Raw genomic sequence first — 21,313 nt, 5'->3', positions numbered from 1 at the left:
AAGAATAAAATGAGGCGATTATGGCAAAGTCTTTAACGGTTTCTACACGAGTTATTTCATTATTCGGGCGCATCGATATCACCGACGAGAATGGTCAACTTTGTTATTATGCGAAAGGTGAGTTTTCGCTGTTAAGGCGGCGTTGGCGCATCTATCGTGGCGATGATCAAGAGATTGCGCAATTGATTCACAAACGTTTTGCCATTCGCCCAACATTTTTAGTCAGTGGTATGCTTGGAGACATGGTGTTGCAGCGAAAGTTTTTTTCGCTGAAACGAGAGTATTGGGTTACCGGTGGACCTTATGATAGCGCTTGGTTTAAAGGGAATATACTTGACCTTGCGTTTACCATTAATCACAACGGCAGATTAATCGCTAAGGCGGCTGAGAAATTAATCTCAATCCGTGACACGCATCGCATTGACATCCATGACGGTAATGAGAATGACGAGCTATTTACCGTGATAGCAATGGTGGCGATGCAACTTGAAAAAAAGGCTTCCGATTAGATGCTCAAATTAGCATTGGCAATTATTATTCTAGCTTTGGGGGGGAATGCCATGGCGCATGCAACTGAAACCTTTACTATTTACGTGACGCGCCATGCAGAGAAGGTCCCTGATCAAGTTGATCCAGGTTTGTCGAATAAAGGTCAGCAACGCGCGAATAATCTCGCCATTATGTTGAAACACACGAAGCTTGAGAAAGTACTCTCGACGAAATATAAACGCACACAAGAGACTGCTGCGCCAGTTGCCGCTCAGTTTAATTTGCCAGTAACCACTTATGTGGCAAGCGATAGCGAAGCTTTGGCAAAGGCGCTGTTAACTGAGCAACGTAATGCATTAGTGATTGGTCACAGTAACACTGTACCGACGCTCGTTAAATTTCTTGGTGGTGACGATTTCGAACTAAGTGAACGTGATTACGGCGATGTGTTTATGTTGCAATTTCACGCCGATGAGTTAATTGTCACAAGACTCGTTGTTACGGTTCCTGAATAATAGACAATGCTAAAGCAATACATTCAAACGCTTGCTGATTATCAGCAGTTTTGGCAATTTTCACCTTTTCAAAATACCCTGTTGACGACCTATCCGTGGCCGCAAGACTTGATTAACGCATTGTTAGAACTGAGTCATAGCGATGTCGAAAGAATCGATAGTAGCTTTGAATATCAGCGTGAATTTTTTAGGCCGTGGTTCGGCGACGTATTCTCACTTCCGAAAATACCACAAGCACTAGCACCTTCTCATCAAACAGCACCATTTTGGCTCACTAACGGCATCGGGGGACGTAAGCTGGCACAAATCAATGCGTTTATTGAACACGTTCCACAACGGCAATCCGTTATTTTAGAATGGTGTTCCGGTAAGGGGCATCTTGGGCGATTGCTGGCTTACGCAGGGCAGCGTCAGGTGATTAGTGTCGAATGGCAACAACAGTTATGTGAAATTGGGAAACGTTTAGCTCATCAACATCAGCTTGCACAACAATTTATCCACGCCGATGTGTTGAATGCCGATTTGTCAGCCACTTGGGCTGTTGCTGACTGCGCTGTTGCGTTGCATGCATGTGGTGATTTGCATGGTGAAATGTTAAAGCAAGCTGTAACACACCGCTGTGCCGATATTATGCTTGCGCCGTGTTGTTATCATTTGAGTGAACCAACTGATTACATTGGCTTTTCTCAAGCAGCACAACGTCAATTGCACGACGCTTCACTGGCGTTAACGACAGAGCAACTAAAGTTAGCCGTGCAGGGGCAAGTGACGGCCGGCGACAGGGTTGCTCGGTTACGACAAACCGAAGTGCAATGGCGGCTGGCTTATCAGCAGCTTTACCAACACGTAACTGGAGATACGAAGTATCGTGCGTTGCCGTCTGTCGGCAAGCATTGGTTTAGCGGTAATTTTGAAGATTTTGCGATTTGGGCGGCTAACTACCATCAACTTGAATTGCCATCGAAATTGAACTGGTTACAGCTATTAGAAGACGGGCATCAAGCGGCTGAACGGGTTGCTCGACTAGAACTTGTGAGGCATGTTTTTCGGCGCCCGTTAGAAGTCATGTTGGTGCTCGACCGTGCCGAATATTTAAAGGAATCGGGTTATCGTGTATCGGTTGCTGAATTTTGTTCCTATCAATTAACACCGCGAAACTATTTAATTCGTGCTGCGCTCGTCAATTGAAAATATTGATGTGGATCAATATTTTAAAACGATAAAAAACTAAGATATTCATAAGACCACAAAAGGAGTAAGGTTATGAATATTTTGCGCGAATTTTTTACTGACCCAGTATTATTCTTCTCATTTACTGGGCTCGCTATTGTGATTGGCCTATGCGTTTTCTACGCAATATTTTTCATCAAGAAGGCAGCCGAAGCAGAGCAGAATCAATCTTCACATTGAGTAAAGCAGTGATCGAAAACCTCGGCACAAGCGTATTTGATGAGCTAAAGTAATGATACTTCTAATCATAAGGTTACTTCCATGAAATACGCACTTCCGAGTTCGCTTTCTCTATCGCTTTCTGCGGTAGCATTGACAATGCTCACTGCAACCGCGGCTCATGCAGATGATCATAATTATGCCCCGCCAGCGTCCGCCAACGCGCAAGACTTTATTGCTGTGTTTAAAGAATTAAATGGCGTCCACCCAGGTATTCGCAAAGCTCATGCGAAAGGTGTGTGCGCGGCAGGAACATTCACGCCATCGGCCGCCGCTAGTCAGCGCTTTAATACCGCTTTATTTGATTCCGGCGAAGTCCCGGTAACACTACGTTTTTCTATGGGTGGCGGAAATCCAGAAGCTGATGAGCGCCAAGGCACTCGTGGCGTGGGGATTCAATTTCAGTTACCAGATAACAAACAGCACAACATTGCAGGAATTACTTCCGCTTTATTCTCGGGGAGTACGCCAAATCATTTTCTAGGTTTATTGCAGTGGAACTTGAAAATTATGCGTGGTGAGGCGACGCGTGAGGACATTGCGAAGTACATTGCTGCTAACCCATCAATGCAAGCAGCTGTTGATTGGAACAAGGGCAGAATGCCATCAAGTGAATATACCAATGCAGATTATTACGGAATTCACGCATTTTGGGTTGCCGGCGAACAGCAGCGCGAGAAGTTTCGCTGGCAGTTGTTACCAAGTTCGGGCAATGATTATTTAACGCAAGAAGAACAGAAATCGCTGCCGACCACATTCTTAGCCGAACGTTTAGTAGAACGACTTGAAGCAGACGGTGAGGTGAGCTTTGATTGGCATTGGACGATTGGCGCTGAGGAAGATCCAACCAATGATCCTTCTGTTTTATGGCCAGAAGATCGTGAGCGTGTCAATGTAGGTAAAATTACCATTACTGCAGCCGGTGGCGAAGATTGCACACCAATCAATTTTGACCCAATGCGTGTTGTTCGTGGTATTCAGCCGAGTGATGACCCTGTATTACCTATGCGTTCAGCCGCTTATGCCATTTCGTTTGGTCAGCGTTTAAGTAATCAATAGTTACTTATTGTTCACTTTTAATTTCTTGAATCAACCGTTGAAAGTCGGTGTTGTTTTGTAGCAACTCAACACCGACATCGGTCAACGCGTCTGCTTGTTCTTCGCTTAACGAAAGACTCGTTGGTATTTGATTAAAGAATCCGCGCCGAGTTTCTTGTTGAATCCCTTCAAAGCTTATTTCGATAAAATAGGGATCAATCGGCTGCCAGAAGCTGGATAGTTCATCAGACCATCTCTCCATACTTCTTCGAATTAAACTGATCGTCGCGGCATTATAGCGATGTAACTGGGTATCGGTAACGGCACTAATCGTTGGTTCGATATCAGGAATCGCATTGGTGTGCTCGATATTGTAGCGCGGTTTCGTTGATGCATTGACTGAGATAATCACCAAACGCTTAGAAGGCTTACTGCCAATTCGCTCCATAAAATTAGCAATACCACCGCCAATTTCAACCATCTCATAAAACGCCATGAGTCCCAAATTATCGGTGATTCCACCGTCGATTAAATGAATATACTGGCGTTCTTCGCGATTCTTATAGCTTCGCAAGGTTTCTACAGTTTCCATAAGGTGCGGTGCTAGCTTAGCTTCCTCAATTCGGTCTTCGTTAAGCTGTTCTAGGTAGTTTTGTGCTGGGTTGTAGCATCCCTGATGATTTTTTAAGACCACCGGATTAAGCATGACGGGTACGGCCGAAGATGCGGTAACTGCTCGGGCTAGAGGAAAACTCGCAATATTTGAGCACAACAGATCAAAATATTCTTGTATAAATGAAAACCGAATACCGCCGCCTAAATCTGATGCATTGATCAGTATTAACGGGCCATCTTGTTTGCTTAAATCAGCGAATGTAGCGCCTTTGAACAATCGTTGTTCATATATACGAGTGGCAATATCGGTACGGCCTTTGCGCGAAAACCACAACATAGGGCTCGCCAAACCATATAGCCATTCGGAAACATAATCGCGCTGTAGGAAATCTTGTTCAAAATCATCAAAGATTTTATCGCCGTGTAAACCATAATATGCGGCAGTAAAACTCCCCCCGGAAACCGAAGTAATTAAATCAACTTCATCGAGTAAGCGAACTTCTTTGTCATCAATGATAAGTTGGGTGTCACGGAGACCTTCGAGGACACCATAGGATAATGCCGCTGCGCGACTACCGCCGCCAGAGAACGCTAAGACCAAGGTAATGTCATCTGAGCGAGAATGGTTTGCATCATAATTCATCAATGAATAGTTTTGCGGCGCATCATTTTCGGTTTGTGATTGGTTATCGATAACGCCGTATGTGGCGCAGCCGGTTAGCTGCAAAAATACCAAAGCACTCAAACCATTTATTAATAGACGCATAAAATCTCCAGAACTCAATCTTGCTCCAGTTTATGAAGTGCAACGAAAATTTGCTAGTAAAGCTTGCGAATTAACTCGCTTAGTTTATGGTTAATAAAGTATATAAACGGTCGGAGAACCTGTGTTTTCAACTCATAAACGCCGCATTGCTTTTATCATTGCTGTTGTGGCCTCGTTGTTGTTCGCCCTTGTGGCAATAGAATATTTGCACGTGTTGAATAAAGAGCGTGTGAAGTCTGAGCAACTGAGCCAGTTACAAAGTGAATTTACCGCTGTGCGAGCGGATCTCGAGTCTGAATTAAATGCCGCGCTTTACAGTGTTTGGGGTATCGCGAGCTATCTTGCGACTCACCCTGATAGTACCCCGCAAGAATGGCGCGCAATGGTGCAACCTATTGTCGAAGGCAATAATTTCGTTCGAAACTTTGCTATAGCACCAAACAATGTTGTGTCTTTTGTTTATCCTAGGCAAGGTAATGAATCTGTGCTGGGGTATGACTACGAGAGTAATCCCGAACAGCGCGACGTCGTAAAACAGGCTCAACTCACTAAAAAAACCTTACTAGCGGGTCCTGTGTCTTTGGTGCAGGGCGGCGAAGGCTTTATTTATCGCATTCCAATTTTTAGCCATCAAGATGATACAGAAACCTATTGGGGGCTTATTGCGTTAGTTATTGATAGTAATAAATTATATGAAGCGACAGGCGTATTAAATTTAGCGGCATTCTACGATGTCGCTATTCGTGGCCGCGATGGTAAGGGTGGTACTGGCGAAGTGTTTTTTGGTAAGGAGACGACCTTCACAACGGCAGATTATACCGAAATAGTGCGTTTCCCCAACGGTTCATGGACATTGGCGCTTTCGGCTAGTTCGTTTATTGATGGGAACTTCTGGGAGCAACAGCGCATTCGACTGATCGGATATCCATTTGTAGCTGCCTTGTATATCATGCTCTTTACATTGTTTGCTTGGTACCGTTCGTCCTATAGCGAAGCGATGGCCGACCCGCTAACTAATGTCGCTAATCGCCGAATGATTATGGATAGGCTACAGACTCTAACGCAGATTAATGAGCGACATCCAACGCCTTTTGCGGTTGTTGTTGTGGATATTGATCGATTCAAACGGGTGAACGATGAATATGGTCATCAAGCCGGAGACACCGTATTAAAAACCGTGGCGCAACGAATGTTCACCAATACCCGTGCTACAGATACGGTCGCACGTATTGGTGGTGATGAATTTCTAGTCGTTCTCATGGGCGTGGACAACGAAAAAGTGATAGTTGAACAATGCGACAAGCTTGCTGAAATTATTTCGAAACCCATCCGGCATAAAGCAATAGACATTAATATCACTGCTAGCCTTGGTTATGCACTATTCGGACGAGATACAAAAACCGTCGAAGCTCTTATTCAACGAGCTGACCATAAGATGTACAAAAATAAACGGAAGTCATGAAAACGCACAGAACAATAGCTGAACTTATTGAAGTCATTCCAGACGCAGCACTTATTTTAAATCGCAACAACGAGCTTGTTATGGTGAATACCATGCTCACAGAGATGTTCGGTTACGCACAGCGGCGTGAGCTTCTTGGTCAACCTCTCGATATTCTCCTACCAGAACAAGTTCGAGCTGGGCATGCGAAGCATGTGGCAGCATTTTTTAATTCTGCACAGAATCGTCCGATGGGGCGAGGTTTTAAGTTTGTTGGTGAACGCAAAGACGGCAGTACCATTTATGTCGAGATCATGCTGAGTCATGTCGATTTTGATGGAGAGCATTTTGCGATCGCATTTGTGCGCGATGCCACGTCTTTAAAAGTAACAGAAGATAAAATTCGCCGTGAATTGGAGCACGAACGTATCTTAGCGCAAACGGATCATTTAACTGGGGTGGCGAACCGCCGCGCTTTTGTTGCTGCTTTGGATGATGAAATTCATGACTTGCGCGATCATGGACTAGAGTTTGCCGTATGTTTTATCGACCTTGATGACTTCAAAAAAATTAATGATACCCACGGTCATGAAATGGGCGATCAGGTACTACAGCAAATTGCGCATGTGATTGAAAGTACATGTCGGGCAAATGATTTAGTTGCTCGGATTGGTGGGGATGAGTTTGCCACCATTCATGTTGGGGCAACGCTTCAAGATGCAATGACGGCGCTGGAACGGATTCGTGAAAGGCTAGTACATGAATTTGCTGAGCACGATTGGCCTGTCACCTTGTCGATGGGGATATGCCACTGCAACGACCCACAGCAGCACTTCGAAGTCGCAACCATATTACGCGCTGCAGATAAAGCCATGTATGAAGCCAAAAAGCAGGGTAAGAACCAGATTAAGATTGCGCACGTTGCCGCTGTTTAAGGTTCTTAATAAACGTAATGAGATGATTGATAGACATAGGGCGCGCGTATAAAAAGCCTTGAAACTCTTGGCAGCCAGCAGTCATTAAATAGTTCGCTTGAGCGTGAGTTTCCACACCTTCAGCCACAACGCGCAAATGTAGCGCTTGCGCCATGGCTAATATCGTCTTTACAAGCTTCGCATCTTGCTTGTTTTGGACAATATCTTTGACGAAACTCTGATCGATTTTAACTTCTTGAATAGGCAGTAATCGAAGCGTGTTCAACGATGAATAACCGGTGCCAAAATCGTCAAGCGACACTTGTACGCCTTTCGCTGTGAGTTTCTCAAGAACTTGTCGCACACCTTCTAAGTTAAGTAACGCTGCACTTTCCGTAAGCTCTAACTCGATGACGGACCAATCGCCAGGTAACTGCGAAAGATTAGCGAGAAAGCGATCGCAGCTCTCGTTACCATTAAAGTCAGCGGCTGAAACATTGAATGAGACCCGCTGTACATCTCGATACAACAAGCCATGCTCGGTTAATTCGTCAATAGCTTGACGCATGACGAAGTCGGTGATGCCGCAAATGAGACTATTTTGTTCAGCTAGAGGAATAAACTCAGCCGGCGATATCACACCACGTTCTGGATGATTCCAGCGGACTAAGACTTCAAGCCCAGTCATTCGGTTTTCTTGGACACAAAACTGTGGCTGGTAAACGACACTCAGTTGACGCTTTTCAATAGCGGCTTTTAGGTCAAACAACAACCGAGCTTTATTCGACATGATTGCACTTAATTCAGCGTTATAGAGCTTGTAGCTGCCGCGACTCGTTTGCTGTGCTTGGTCTAACGCTAGATTGCCGGCATCGATTAATTGGCTCGCATCTGAACCGTCACGCGGGTATAACGCCAGTCCGGCGCTAGCTGTAAAACTCAATTGTGGTGCTTCTGGAATGCGAATGTGCTCAATCCTACGCTGAATTTTCTGCAGTACGGGTAATACGGCGTCGGGCCAAGTGGAGTCAGGTAACGCAACCGCGAATTCGTCATTACCAAACCGAGCAATCAGTGCTTGCTGATGGCATGATTCTCGTAATACACCAGCAACGGCGACTAGAAATTTATCTCCAGCTTCTAAACTGACATGGCTATTAATTTGTTTGAAGCCATCAATGTTGAGCATGATGACACTGAGATTTTGTTGGTTATCGTACGCATATTGAATTTCGCTTGCCAGTTCGCGCTCAAACATATGGCGATTCAATAATAACGTGAGTCCGTCACGTTCAGACAAGTTGCGTTCGCGCTGTAGCGCACGAAAAGCTAATACGTAGAGGAGGGCAGCTGTAATGGTGACGTAGGCCCAACCTTTATAGGTTTGTAACTCAGTTAAATACGTTGATTCTGCTGCGATAGTTAGCAAAAAACGGTCTGAAAAACTAATCCAGATATAACCAAGAAATAAATAAAGAAACGCTATGGCGGCTGCGGCACGGCGCGGCGACATATACTGCTCCTTGTCGGTAATTGAAAACCATTCCCGAAATAGGGTTAAATTTACATTAGCAAGGAGCAGAAAATTTCACCAGATTTTTTTAATACAACCTTATTAATTATCGCAAATGTTGAGCGTGAAAACGCAGATGTTGCTCGATGAAACTGGCGATAAAGTAGTAGCTGTGATCATATCCTTGATGACGTTCAATTTGTGCTGTGATTCCGGTTTTTTGAATCGCTGCATCTAGATCATCAGGACGTAATTGTTCAGCTAAAAAGTTATCCGCTTCACCTTGAGATACCAACATTGGTGGTGCACTCTTTAACTTAAGTAACAGCTCGGTTGCATCATATTCGAGCCATTCAGAGCGATCATCACCGAGGTAGCCGCTAAATGCTTTATGTCCCCATGGGCATGCTGTTGGATGACAAATGGGTGCAAATGCGGACACACTAGCGTACAGGTTCTGATTGCGCAGTGCCATGACGAGCGCACCATGTCCGCCCATGGAATGGCCGCTGATACTGCGGTTGTGATTGAGCGGTAAATGTTGCTCAACGAGTTCGCGCAATTCGGTCACCACATAGTCGTACATGTGGTAATGCTTCGCCCAGGGTTGTTGCGTTGCATTGACATAAAATCCTGCGCCAAGGCCGAAGTCATAGGCTTGTTCCGAATCATCAGGAACATCGTCGCCACGCGGACTTGTATCCGGAATAATGAGCGCAATACCGAGTTCAGCAGCGATGCGTTGAGCGCCCGCTTTACTGCTAAAGTTTTCGTCGGTACAGGTTAATCCAGACAGCCAATAAAGCGCCGGAACCGATTGATGTTCTGCTTGTGGCGGAAGATAAACACTAAACTGCATGGTGCAGTTTAGTGTTGTTGATTGATGTTCAAAGCGAATTTGACGGCCGCCAAATGCTTTCGTTTCGCTAACTTTATTTATCATAGTGAATCACCGAGCGAATCGACTTACCCTCATGCATCAAATCAAATGCTTTATTGATATCTTCAAGGCCCATGGTATGGGTGATGAAGGTACTTAGTTCAAACTCACCATTTAAGTAGCGTTGCACATAGTCAGGTAATTGGCTGCGACCTTTAACTCCACCAAATGCGCTACCACGCCAAACGCGGCCCGTTACCAATTGGAATGGTCGTGTTGAGATTTCCTCTCCGGCACCAGCAACGCCGATAATCACTGACTCACCCCAGCCTTTGTGGCAGCATTCAAGAGCTGAGCGCATCACTTTCACATTACCAATACATTCAAACGAGAAATCGACACCGCCGTCCGTCATTTCTACAATGACTTCTTGAATTGGTTTATCGTAATCATTTGGATTAATGCAATCAGTAGCACCAAGTTTCTTTGCGATATCAAATTTTGACTCGTTAATATCAATCACAATAATCCGGCTTGCTTTGGCCATCACCGCACCAATAATCACCGATAAGCCAATACCACCTAAGCCGAATACGGCAACGGTGTCACCTGGTTGAACTTTGGCGGTGTTCATTACGGCGCCCATTCCTGTGGTGACGCCACAGCCTAGTAAACAAACTTCTTCAAGAGGCGCTTCTTTACTGACTTTTGCCAGCGCAATTTCTGGCACAACGGTGTACTCTGAAAACGTTGACGTGCCCATGTAGTGGTAAATTGGCTTACCGTCTTTGGAGAAACGGGTGGTGCCATCTGGCATCAAACCTTTACCTTGCGTCGTGCGAATAGCTTGGCACAGGTTCGTTTTGCCTGATTTACAAAATTTACACTCACCGCACTCTGGGGTGTACAAAGGAATAACATGATCACCTACTTCAACTGAAGTAACACCTTCGCCCACTGCTTCAACAATACCGCCACCTTCGTGACCTAGAATAGCTGGGAATACGCCCTCTGGGTCAGCGCCTGATAGTGTGTAGGCATCGGTATGACAAACACCGGTGGCAACGATACGCACAAGAACTTCACCTTTTTGTGGTGGCATTAAATCAACTTCTTCAATTGAAAGTGGTTCGCCTGGAGCCCAAGCAACAGCCGCACGAGTCTTGATCATTTCCATAGTTACATCCCTTATGGTTTAAAGTTGAGTGATTAGTGTAACCGCTACGGAAAAAAATTGGAAAAAGCTCAAAAAAAAAGGCCGCTCCGAAGAGCGGCCAACACTTACATGCAGAATGAAGTTACTACAGCGCGTTACCGTCGCTATCCAGCATGGTAACTTCGCCAAGGTTCAATGAACGAACTTGCTCAGCGATTTGGCTCGCATCACCAACAATAACCCAAGTTAAGGCGTCAGTGTCGATGAGTGTGCGCGCATTACTTTGTACGTCTTCGACTGTAATTGCGTTCACTCGTTCACCGTAATTTTCCAACCACGCCATGTCTTTACCTTTATCCAAGGTATCAACAATCGCACGTAACAGCGCACCTTTAGTTTCATAGGCACCTGGTAACTTAGCGGTTTTGTTCATTTGAACTTTTTCAAGCTCTTCCGCTGTTGCTGGTTTACTTGTTTGATACTGGTTCAATTCTTTCAAAATTTCTTGAATTGATTCTTTGGTTTTGTCTGTTTGCACAGGCGCCAAAGTGAAGAATAAACCGGCTTCATCGTATGCAGACCAAATGGTACGTGAACCGTAAGACCAACCTTTGTCTTCACGAAGGTTCATGTTGACGCGACTGGTGAAGCTACCACCCAAAATAGTATTGGCAACGTCGAGCACTTCAGCATTCGGCGTATCATCTGCAGGTGCTAAATGACCGGCAAAGATTGTCGATTGCGGGGTGCCCGGCTGATCAATAATGTACACGCGCGGTTTCGTTTGCATCGCTACATCAGTGAATTGCTTGGTAGGCTTCGCTGTTGCTGGAGCTTCCCAATCGGCAAGTGCACTTTCAAGTAGCGGCTTAATTTCGGCTTCAGTTGTTGCGCCAACAATCACCAGACGTGCATTGTCAGGACGTAGCCAGGTATTACGGTAGTTAATCAAGTCATCACGATTTAAAGATGTGATAGATTGCTCAGTACCTGAACCTGTTAACGGCACGCCATAAGCATGGTTATCGCCGAAAATCAGGCCTGGGAGAATACGTAAGGCTTGGCTGTTCGGGCTCGCTTTTTCACGCTTAATGTTTTCTAACCAGTTAGCACGCTTACGCTCAATTTCATCTTCGCTAAAAGACGCATTTTCTAGAATATCTGCAAGAATGTTCAAACTTGGCTCTAAGTTAGTTACCAAGCTATCCATAGAAACGCTTGAGGTATCAATGCTTGCGCCGGTGTAAAGGTTGGTACCTAGTGTTTCAAGCTCTTTCGCAATTTCTTGTGAGGTACGTGATTCAGTACCTTCGCGTAACATACTCATTGCGAAGCTAGCAGTACCAACTTTGTTACCGAAATCTGATGCATAGCCGCTATCAAAGGTTAACGACATTTGGACTGTCGGCACGTCATGACGTTCAGCTAATGCAACTTCCAAACCATTTGATAAGGTAAAGGTTGTTACTTCAGGCAGTTCAAGTTCTGGTAAATCACCAACCTCTGGTAATTTGGAGCGGTCAGCCTGAGCTTCAGCGGTGGTGAATTTAGGTTGTGGTACAACGTTCAGTACGAACGCACCATCGGTTAACCAACGTTTTGCAGCGGCTTGAATATCTGCTGGTGTCGCGCTACGAAGCTGTTCCATTTCCTTATTAAAGAAACCAGGGTTGCCATGATAAACTTCGCCTGCAGCTAACAAGTCTGATTTACCACCGAAGCCGCCGATACGCTCTGCACCGCGAACAAAGTTAGCAACGTCTGAGAATTTCACTCGAGCTAGCTCTTCAGCGGTTGGACCTTCAGCGATAATTTTTGCAAGTTCTTCGTCGATAATTGCTTCAATTCGCTCAAGCTCAACACCTGGTTTGGCGTCTGCGATAACGAAGAACTGACCGGCTAAAATACGCTCATACTGGAAGCCAGAGACCATGCTAGCGATTTGTTCTTCGTGAACTAAGCGCTGATACAAACGCGAGTTCTTTCCACTGGCTAAAATGCTGGTTAGCAAATTCAAATAAGTAGAATCTGCGGTACCCATTTCAGCGGTATTCCAAAGCTTGTAGACACGTGCGGCTGGCACGTTATCTTCCATTGTTGCACGTTTGGTACCGGTGCTTTTTGCAATCCAGCTATCCAATTTTTGTAATGGCTTACCTGGTGCAATGTGACCAAAGTACTTTTGCATTTTTTCTTTTGCAGTAGCAACGTCGATATCACCGGCTAAAACTACAACGGCATTCGCTGCGCCATAGTAGTCGTTAAACCACTGATGAACGTCGTCTAAAGATGCTGCATTCAAATCTTCCATTGAACCGATAACTGACCACGAATATGGGTGGCCTTCAGGGAAGGTCTGCTCAGCTAAGAAACCAAACACGCGGCCGTACGGTTGCGCTTCGCCTTGACGTTTTTCGTTCTGAACAACGCCGCGTTGCTCGTCTAATTTCTCTTGAGTTACGGCACCTAACAAATGACCCATACGGTCAGATTCCATCCACAACGCCATATCGAGGGCAGGAGTAGGGACGTTTTGGAAGTAGTTAGTACGGTCATTGTTGGTGGTACCGTTCATGTCGGTAGCGCCGGCACGTTCAAATGGACCAAAATACTCATCATCGTAGTTTTCAGTACCGTTGAACATTAAGTGCTCGAACAAGTGTGCAAAACCAGTTTGGCCTACTTTTTCATCCTTCGAACCAACGGCATACCAAACGTTGACAGCAACGATAGGGGCTTTGCGATCTTCATGAACAACGACGCGAAGGCCATTATCAAGCGTGAAGCTTTCGTAATTGATATCAACAGCTGGAAACTGTTGTGCTGCAGCAACTTGTTTGGTTGATGATTGCTCTGCTGTCGTCTGACAACCAGTAAGCAAGACTGACGCAACGGCAACTGCCGTTAGGGTTTGACGAAATAACATAGTAATGTTCCCGTTTTTTATGACGTTATGAAATTGTAAGTAATGGCATCATACCGAAGCTTACGGACAGGGAACACGAATTGATCGTGTCAAAATGTAACAAAATCAGTCGAACTGTCACAATGCTTCCATTTGGAAGCCTTATCGACGATAATTGCCGGCTGTTGTCGGGCAAATGAAAGAAGTTACGCGTGGGAAAAACAACCATCATCGCCATTGCTGGCGCTTCCGCATCAGGGAAAAGTCTATTCGCTTCAACTGTTTATCAAGAGCTTGTTGCTGAGCTCGGAGGGCAGGGTATCGCGATATTGGCCGAAGATGCGTATTATCGTGACCAAAGCCACTTGAGCTTTGAGCAGCGTCAATTAACGAATTACGATCACCCATCGGCTTTTGAGCATGAGTTGTTAGTGCAACACCTCGAACAGCTTCGCGAGGGTGATTCAGTTGCGATGCCGCAATACAGTTATAAAACCCACACGCGATTGCCAGAGACAATTAAAATTAATCCAGGGAAGGTCATTATGGTTGAAGGTATTCTTCTGCTCAACGACCCAAACCTGCGTAAATTATTCGATATTTCAGTATTTATGGACACGCCGTTAGACGTCTGTTTACTGCGCCGAATGATTCGCGATGTTGAAGAACGTGGTCGTACTATTCAATCTGTCGCTGAGCAATATCAAGAGACAGTGCGTCCGGCCTTCTTTGAGTTTATTTTGCCGTCCAAGCAGTTTGCCGATTTGGTGGTCACTCGTGGTGGCCAAAATGAGATTGCAATAGACTTGATAAAATCTAAAATTCGTCAATTATTGGCGGAATAACAAAAACAAAAAACGGCTTTTATACTATGAATAGTTTTCTTGGCATTGCCATTATCTTATTGGTTGCTTACGCATTCTCATCACACCGTAAACATATTCGCTGGCGTACAGTAGGTGGTGCGTTCGCCTTCCAAGTCGCACTCGGTGCCTTCGTTTTATATGTTCCATTCGGGCAAGATGTTCTGTTTGCAGTAGCTTCTGGCGTCGCCAAAGTCATCGCCTTTACCAATGCCGGCATCCAGTTTATGTTCGGCGGCCTCGCATCTGCAGATTTCGGTTTTGTTTTTGCTATTCAAGTGCTTAGCGTTATCGTTTTCTTCTCGTCATTAATTTCTGTGCTTTATTATCTTGGCATTATGAAATGGATTATCCGCATTTTAGGCGGCACCTTGCAGAAAATTATTGGCAGTAGCCGACCTGAGTCGATGTCGGCTGCAGCAAACGTTTTTGTAGGGCAAACCGAAGCGCCAATGATGGTGCGTCCGTTTATTGCTAGCATGACCCGCTCGGAATTATTTGCTGTCATGGTGGGTGGTATGGCGTCAGTATCGGGCTCAGTACTGGCGGGTTATGCCGGGGTTGGAGTTGAACTGAAATATTTAATCGCAGCGAGTTTCATGGCGGCACCAGCAGGTTTGCTGATGGCGAAAATGATTATTCCTGAAACTGAAAAGCCGCGTGAAGATATCGAGAATATTATCTCTGGCAAAACCGGTGATGCGAGTGATAGCGTTGAAGTTGAAGACCGCTCAGTTAACGTTATTGATGCTGCGGCAGCGGGTGCATCGAGCGGTGTGCAATTGGCTATTAACGTTGGCGCCATGTTGATTGCATTTGTCGCCTTAATTGCGCTGATTAATGGTTTATTTGGCTGGGTTGGTGGCTTGGTTTGGCTACCCAGATTTGTCGTTGCAGCAATTATTTGGTTATGTTTTTCAGCCTGTTGCTTATGTCCTTGGCGTAAGCTGGGATGAAGCGCAACTAGCGGGTAGCTTTATCGGACAAAAATTGGTGATTAATGAATTCGTGGCCTACTTGGATTTCGTTAATTACAAAGACCAATTGAGCATGCACAGCCAAGTGATAATCACCTTCGTACTGTGCGGCTTTGCCAACTTTTCATCGATTGCGATTCTTCTCGGTGGGTTAGGCGGGATGGCGCCAAGTCGCCGTCATGACATCGCGCGTTTAGGTATCAAAGCATTGTTAGCGGCAACGCTCGCGAACATGATGAGTGCGGCGATTGCTGGTTTCTTCTTTTCGCTCGGGTAATCTAGATTAGTTAGCTAGCAAAAAGGCGCCAAACCGGCGCCTTTTTTGTTATTTGCGATCGTGCTTGCGCACCACACCTTCTTGCATGGTTGATGCAACCAAGGAGCCATCGCGAGTATAGATTTGACCTCGAACTAAACCCCGTGCGCCGGTAGCAACCGGGCTATCGATGGCATATAGCAACCAATCGTCCATACGAAAATCTTTATGGAACCACATCGAGTGGTCAATCGTCGCCATTTGAATATTCGGTTGTGCAAAGCTATAGCCATGAGGCTGCAGTGCTGTCGGTAAAAAATTGAAGTCTGATGCGTACGCTAATAAATATTTATGTACTCGTGAATCGTCAGGCATGGGGCCATTTGCTCGTAGCCAAACATAACGTCGAGGCTCATCAATGCTTGGTTTGAATGGATTGTTGGCCGTCACAAAGCGCATCTCAATTGGTTTTTCTGAGATAAACTTGTTGCGGATAACTTCAGGTATAAGCTCGGCATGTTCACGATAAATATCGATATCGGAAACCAGTCCTTCCGGGCCGGGCACATCCGGCATCGTGTCTTGATGCTCAAAACCAGGCTCTTCAATTTGAAATGACGCCGTCATGTAAAAAATGGGCTTACCATATTGGATGGCCTGCACACGCCGAGTGGAAAAGCTTTTACCATCACGGATATTTTCGACATCGTAAATAATCGGTTTATGAGCATCGCCGGGGCGTAAAAAGTAGGTATGGAGTGAGTGAACTTTGCGATCTTCAGGCAAGGTTTCTTTGGCTGCCGAGAGCGCTTGACCGATAACTTGACCACCAAATACTGCACCAAAGCCTAAGTCTTGACTTTGACCGCGATAAATACCTTGCTCAATTGTTTCTAATTTCAATAAGTTAAGAAGATCATCCAATACTTGGCTCATTCGTATTCCTTTAACAATAAACAACTGGTCTAATCAGTTTATTATACGGGCTCAATATTGTGGAACAAGCACTCACTTGTCGTCGGCCGCCACTTTAATGCGGTTATCTGTCATTAATTTTGCTTGATACATCGCATTATCGGCTTTTAGTAGCAGTTGCTCAAGTTCACGGCCACAATCTTTTGAAAGTGCGATACCGATACTAATCCCGACGGTAAATGGTTGGCCTGCATTAACTTCTATTGGATTTTGAAAGGCATGGACGATTTTTTCTGCGATATGCTTGGCATCAGTAACCGATTGAATGCGCTCAAGAAGCACCACAAATTCGTCGCCGCCGATGCGCGCGACCATGTCGTTTGTGCGTAAACTTTCGGTGATGCGCTGCGCCGCGACTTTTAAAACTCGATCGCCAATAGCGTGACCGAACGAGTCGTTAATTTCTTTAAACTTATTAAGGTCGAGATAAAGGAGTGCAACCTCACTACGACGTTGCAAAACCTGCAACGCCCGCTGGTAAAAGTAGGCTCGATTCGGTAATTCCGTAAGCGGATCATAAAGCGCCTGCTGTTCGAGTCGTTGCAAAAGCTGTAAACGTTCACTCTCTGCTTGGCGTTGCTCGGTGACGTCACGAGCAACGGCGATACGAAAGTCGTCTTCTTTTGAATAACGTGCCGACCATAGTATGTGAGCAACATCACCATTTTTGCGAATATACCGATTTTCGACGTTAATTTTCGCAATTCCTTGCATGATCTCGGCGACCACAGCCCGAGTTTTGTCATGATCTTCAGGATGCATAAATTTAAACATCGAGTGACCAATCATTTCCTCCGGCTTATAGCCAAACACACGCTCGCCACCGCCACTCACGTATATAAACTCACCATTGGAATTCACCACGCATATAGCGTCAAGTAACAGGTCGAGATACTGTCCAAGGGCTTTGAACTGTACGAGTTTGGGATGCGGCATTGTGTTGTTAATTCCATTCGGAGTTATCTTTCATTTATAGCATGCTCTGCGGTGAAGCAAAATAACTGGCGACTTACGCGCATCAATATTTATCAATGTAACGCATATTCAATATGTTAGCTGGTTGATCTTTGTGTTCATTGTACCCATAGTGAATATAGATAAACGCTATGGCTGAACCACAGATTTGTGTCTAAGCTTAGGGGATGCATCGTTTAAAGAAGGAGTAAGCCATGTCGAGCAACGACAGCTTGAAAACGTTAAGTACGTTAGAAGTAAACGGTAAGACCTATCATTATCACAGTTTGCCGAAAGCGGCAGAAAAGCTCGCCAACATTGCCGATGTCAAGAAATTACCGACATCCATGAAAGTCTTGTTAGAAAACTTATTACGCAATGAAGATGGTGATACGGTTACCTCTGAAGACATTGAAGCTATTGCAAAATGGTTAGATAAACGCAGTTCCGATCGCGAAATTCAGTATCGTCCAGCGCGTGTATTGATGCAAGATTTCACTGGCGTGCCAGCGGTTGTTGATCTCGCCGCCATGCGTGATGCTGTTGCTAAGGCAGGACAAGATCCAGACCAAATTAATCCATTGTCGGCCGTCGATCTGGTCATCGACCACTCGGTAATGGTTGATAAATATGCGTCTGCAGAAGCTTTTAAAGAAAACGTCCGGATTGAAATGGAACGCAATTTTGAGCGTTACCAATTTTTGCGTTGGGGCCAGAATGCCTTTGAAAACTTCCGTGTGGTTCCGCCGGGAACAGGTATTTGTCACCAAGTAAATTTGGAGTATTTAGCCAAGGTTGCGTGGACCAAAGAGCAAGACGGCAAGACATTCGTGATGCCCGATACCTTAGTCGGTACTGACTCGCATACCACAATGATTAACGGTCTTGGTGTACTTGGCTGGGGCGTGGGTGGTATCGAAGCGGAAGCTGCGATGCTCGGACAACCCGTTTCCATGTTGATTCCTGAGGTGGTTGGATTCCGTATGACGGGTAAGCTTCCAGAAGGGGTCACCGCGACTGACTTGGTTTTAACCGTCACCCAAATGCTACGCAAGCACGGTGTGGTCGGCAAGTTTGTTGAATTTTACGGTCCAGGCTTAGATCACTTACCACTCGCCGACCGCGCAACGATAGGTAACATGGCGCCGGAATATGGCGCTACCTGCGGATTTTTCCCAGTTGACCAAGAAACCTTACGCTATCTCGAATTATCAGGTCGTGATGACGATACCATTGCCTTGGTTGAAGCCTATGCGAAGGCTCAAGGCATGTGGCGCGAGTCTGGCCAAGAGCCAGTATTTACCGATTCACTAGAACTGGATCTAAGTACTGTTGAAGCGTCGTTGGCAGGGCCGAAACGTCCACAAGATCGCGTCGGTATGCCGCAACTGGGTTCAGCATTTGACCTATTTTTAGAAACCAACGGTCAGTCTGGTGAAACTGATAAATCTATTCCGGTGAAAGGTAAGGATTACAGCTTATCGCACGGTGATGTGGTGATTGCCGCCATTACGTCGTGCACAAACACCTCAAACCCAAGTGTGATGATGGCGGCAGGTTTAGTCGCGAAGAAAGCTTTGGAAAAAGGTATTCAACGTAAGCCATGGGTGAAGTCATCGCTTGCACCAGGGTCAAAAGTTGTGACCGATTATCTCGCCAAAGCCGGATTAACAGAATATTTAGACAAGCTTGGCTTTAACCTTGTCGGTTACGGTTGTACCACCTGTATCGGCAACTCGGGACCATTACCCGATGAGATTACCGATGCCATTCGTGAAGGTAACTTGACAGTTTCGTCGGTACTCTCGGGTAACCGTAACTTCGAAGGGCGTATTCACCAAGATGTGAAAGCAAACTGGCTGGCTTCGCCGCCGTTGGTTGTGGCTTATGCACTTGCGGGCACAACTCGCATTGATTTAAGTAGCGACCCAATTGCTGAAGATAGCTCGGGTAATCCGGTTTATCTTAAAGATATCTGGCCAAGTAGTGCCGAAATTGCTGAAGCTGTACGTTTGGTTGATGGCGAAATGTTTAGCAAAGAATATGGCGAAGTATTTAAAGGTGATGACGAGTGGCGCGCCATTCCAATTGGTGAGGGTAAAACCTACAATTGGAGCGATGATTCGACTTATGTAAAAAATCCGCCGTACTTTGTCGGCATCGATAAACCTTTGGCGCCTCTCGCTGATGTGAAAGATGCAAGTGTGCTGGCGGTGTTCGCTGACTCCATCACGACGGACCATATTTCACCCGCAGGCTCAATTAAGCCGGACTCACCAGCAGGTAAATACTTGCAAGAAAACGGTGTGGCAGTGAAGGATTTCAACTCATATGGTTCGCGACGCGGTAACCATGAAGTAATGATGCGCGGTACTTTTGCCAATATCCGTATCAAGAACCAAATGCTCGATGGTGTCGAAGGTGGCTTTACTCGCCATGTTCCAAGCGGTAAGCAGATGCCGATCTACGATGCAGCCATGCAATATCAACAAGAGGGCACGCCTCTGGTAGTGCTGGCAGGTAAAGAGTATGGTACTGGCTCAAGTCGTGATTGGGCGGCAAAAGGTACTACTTTGCTTGGCGTGAAAGCCGTTATTGCTGAGAGTTTCGAGCGTATTCACCGCTCTAACTTGGTTGGTATGGGCGTGTTGCCGCTGCAATTTGTGGACGGTGAGGGCGTTCAAGCTCACGGTTTGACTGGCGATGAACAAATCAGCATCGTTGGTATAAACGATGATTTGAAACCAGGTCAAATGTTACAAGTGAAAGCGAAAAAAGCGGATGGCTCCAGCGTTGAGTTTCAGGTGAAATGCCGCATCGACACCGGTAATGAACTGCAGTACTACCGAAGTGGCGGCATCTTACATTACGTGTTGAGACAAATGCTGGCTGCTTAAATCGTTAAAGCACGACCGCCATCGACTTTGATGGATTCGCCGGTGATAAACGGGTTGTCGCGTAAAAACCGCACCGCATTTATCATCGGCTCTAATCCACCTTCAAGGTTAAGTGGTGTTTCAGCGAGTACTTTTTGACGATGCTGACTATCGTGCTCTGGCAAAAATAATATTGGCCCTGGCTGGATGGCGTTTACGCGCACAGCTGGGGCCAATTTTTTTGCGAATGCTTGGGTCAAACTTGCCAAGCCAGCTTTAGCCGCACAGTACGCGACGTAGTCTGTCGACGGGCTATCAACGTAAATATCGGTAATATTAATCACACTGCCTTCGGCATCGCGCAGCTGGTGTTGTAAGTTATTAATCAGTAGATATGGGGCAGCTGTGTGTACATTTAACACAGCCTCTAAATTAGCATCGTTCTCATCAACGCGTGCGTTATCGAAAAAACACGAAGCGTTATTCACTAATAGGTGTAATCTCGAGCAATGCTGTTGAACAGCATGAATCAATTGGTGAACCTCGTTTAACTGCGATAAGTTTGCTTGCAAACCAATTGCGCCGCGTTGTTCAAGCTCTTCTATACCATCCTTTGACGTATTGTAATGAGCTAGTACTTGATAGCCCTCGTCTATCAACGCATGTGCCAAAGCTAAGCCAAAACGACGACCAGCACCGGTCACAAGTGCATATTTTTTAGCGTTATCCAT

General features: G+C 45.7%; 17 protein-coding genes and 1 pseudogene. 10 read left to right on the top strand and 8 right to left on the bottom strand.

Translation table 11 applies throughout. The annotated features are described in order from the left end of the window. Nucleotides 1-20: 20 nt before the first annotated feature. The 5 genes from CWI82_RS07555 to CWI82_RS07535 all read left to right on the top strand — a co-directional run bounded on the left by CWI82_RS07555 (nt 21) and on the right by CWI82_RS07535 (nt 3,512). Entirely contained in the window at nt 21-509 is a 489-nt protein-coding gene (locus tag CWI82_RS07555; RefSeq protein ID WP_130203067.1) for an LURP-one-related/scramblase family protein, read from the top strand. Beyond that, the gene (locus CWI82_RS07550; RefSeq protein ID WP_092854425.1) at nt 510-1,004 is read left to right on the top strand and encodes a SixA phosphatase family protein; all 495 of its coding nucleotides are present in this window, start codon (nt 510-512) and stop codon (nt 1,002-1,004) included. It begins immediately after the preceding gene. A gap of 6 nt (nt 1,005-1,010) precedes the next feature. Beyond that, the gene (locus CWI82_RS07545) at nt 1,011-2,192 is read left to right on the top strand and encodes a methyltransferase (protein ID WP_092854427.1); all 1,182 of its coding nucleotides are present in this window, start codon (nt 1,011-1,013) and stop codon (nt 2,190-2,192) included. Between the two features lie 75 nt (nt 2,193-2,267). After that, nucleotides 2,268-2,414: a DUF3149 domain-containing protein gene (locus CWI82_RS07540; RefSeq protein WP_130203066.1), complete on the top strand. Its 147-nt coding sequence runs from the start codon at nt 2,268-2,270 to the stop codon at nt 2,412-2,414. Between the two features lie 81 nt (nt 2,415-2,495). Continuing rightward, nucleotides 2,496-3,512 (top strand): catalase family peroxidase, encoded by a 1,017-nt coding sequence (locus tag CWI82_RS07535; RefSeq protein WP_130203065.1) that lies wholly within the window; start codon nt 2,496-2,498, stop codon nt 3,510-3,512. A gap of 4 nt (nt 3,513-3,516) precedes the next feature. On the opposite strand, the gene CWI82_RS07530 is transcribed toward CWI82_RS07535, so the two are convergent. Next, complete coding sequence (locus CWI82_RS07530) at nt 3,517-4,872, bottom strand: patatin-like phospholipase family protein (protein WP_092854431.1); 1,356 nt, start codon at nt 4,870-4,872, stop codon at nt 3,517-3,519. Nucleotides 4,873-4,993: 121 nt separating this feature from the next. Here CWI82_RS07530 and CWI82_RS07525 point away from each other — a divergent pair, with 121 nt between their 5' ends. Both CWI82_RS07525 and CWI82_RS07520 read left to right on the top strand, forming a co-directional pair. Then, nucleotides 4,994-6,334: a diguanylate cyclase domain-containing protein gene (locus tag CWI82_RS07525; protein ID WP_092854433.1), complete on the top strand. Its 1,341-nt coding sequence runs from the start codon at nt 4,994-4,996 to the stop codon at nt 6,332-6,334. Continuing rightward, nucleotides 6,331-7,248 carry a sensor domain-containing diguanylate cyclase gene (locus tag CWI82_RS07520; RefSeq protein ID WP_092854435.1) on the top strand — a complete coding sequence of 306 codons (918 nt, stop codon included), beginning with the start codon at nt 6,331-6,333 and terminating at the stop codon, nt 7,246-7,248. Before CWI82_RS07525 ends, CWI82_RS07520 begins: the two co-directional genes overlap by 4 nt. Here the strand turns inward: CWI82_RS07520 and CWI82_RS07515 are convergent. The 4 genes from CWI82_RS07515 to CWI82_RS07500 all read right to left on the bottom strand — a co-directional run bounded on the left by CWI82_RS07515 (nt 7,220) and on the right by CWI82_RS07500 (nt 13,702). Beyond that, nucleotides 7,220-8,740 carry a putative bifunctional diguanylate cyclase/phosphodiesterase gene (locus CWI82_RS07515; RefSeq protein WP_092854437.1) on the bottom strand — a complete coding sequence of 507 codons (1,521 nt, stop codon included), beginning with the start codon at nt 8,738-8,740 and terminating at the stop codon, nt 7,220-7,222. The genes CWI82_RS07520 and CWI82_RS07515 overlap by 29 nt on opposite strands. A gap of 106 nt (nt 8,741-8,846) precedes the next feature. Continuing rightward, on the bottom strand, nt 8,847-9,683 hold the full coding sequence (gene fghA / locus CWI82_RS07510) for an S-formylglutathione hydrolase (protein ID WP_092854439.1): 837 nt from the start codon (nt 9,681-9,683) through the stop codon (nt 8,847-8,849). Further along, nucleotides 9,673-10,797, bottom strand: coding sequence for an S-(hydroxymethyl)glutathione dehydrogenase/class III alcohol dehydrogenase (locus tag CWI82_RS07505; protein ID WP_092854441.1), 1,125 nt, complete (start codon nt 10,795-10,797; stop codon nt 9,673-9,675). The genes fghA and CWI82_RS07505 overlap by 11 nt, the downstream gene beginning before the upstream one ends. A 124-nt stretch (nt 10,798-10,921) precedes the next feature. Next, the gene (locus tag CWI82_RS07500) at nt 10,922-13,702 is read right to left on the bottom strand and encodes a M16 family metallopeptidase (protein ID WP_130203064.1); all 2,781 of its coding nucleotides are present in this window, start codon (nt 13,700-13,702) and stop codon (nt 10,922-10,924) included. A 191-nt stretch (nt 13,703-13,893) separates the two neighbouring features. On the opposite strand from CWI82_RS07500, the gene udk reads away from it, so the two are divergent. Together udk and CWI82_RS07490 are read left to right on the top strand one after the other, a co-directional pair. Further along, a complete protein-coding gene (gene udk, locus CWI82_RS07495; RefSeq protein ID WP_092854445.1) occupies nt 13,894-14,526 on the top strand; it encodes a uridine kinase in 633 nt (210 codons plus the stop codon). Between the two features lie 26 nt (nt 14,527-14,552). Further along, nucleotides 14,553-15,798 (top strand): annotated as a pseudogene (locus CWI82_RS07490) (NupC/NupG family nucleoside CNT transporter). A gap of 48 nt (nt 15,799-15,846) precedes the next feature. Here the strand turns inward: CWI82_RS07490 and tesB are convergent. Both tesB and CWI82_RS07480 read right to left on the bottom strand, forming a co-directional pair. Further along, nucleotides 15,847-16,713, bottom strand: a complete 867-nt coding sequence (tesB, locus tag CWI82_RS07485; protein ID WP_092854449.1) for an acyl-CoA thioesterase II — start codon at nt 16,711-16,713, stop codon at nt 15,847-15,849. 72 nt (nt 16,714-16,785) lie between these two features. Beyond that, a complete protein-coding gene (locus CWI82_RS07480) occupies nt 16,786-17,688 on the bottom strand; it encodes a sensor domain-containing diguanylate cyclase (protein WP_130203063.1) in 903 nt (300 codons plus the stop codon). 233 nt (nt 17,689-17,921) lie between these two features. Between CWI82_RS07480 and acnA the strand changes: the two genes are divergently transcribed. Continuing rightward, complete coding sequence (gene acnA, locus CWI82_RS07475) at nt 17,922-20,603, top strand: aconitate hydratase AcnA (protein WP_130203062.1); 2,682 nt, start codon at nt 17,922-17,924, stop codon at nt 20,601-20,603. Here acnA and CWI82_RS07470 read toward each other — a convergent pair. After that, on the bottom strand, nt 20,600-21,313 hold the full coding sequence (locus CWI82_RS07470) for an SDR family oxidoreductase (protein ID WP_130203061.1): 714 nt from the start codon (nt 21,311-21,313) through the stop codon (nt 20,600-20,602). The genes acnA and CWI82_RS07470 overlap by 4 nt on opposite strands.

Source organism: Pseudidiomarina tainanensis (genome assembly GCF_004214835.1).
In the GTDB taxonomy this organism is placed as follows: Bacteria; Pseudomonadota; Gammaproteobacteria; order Enterobacterales; family Alteromonadaceae; genus Pseudidiomarina; species Pseudidiomarina tainanensis.
This window is presented reverse-complemented; position numbering and strand designations above follow the sequence as displayed.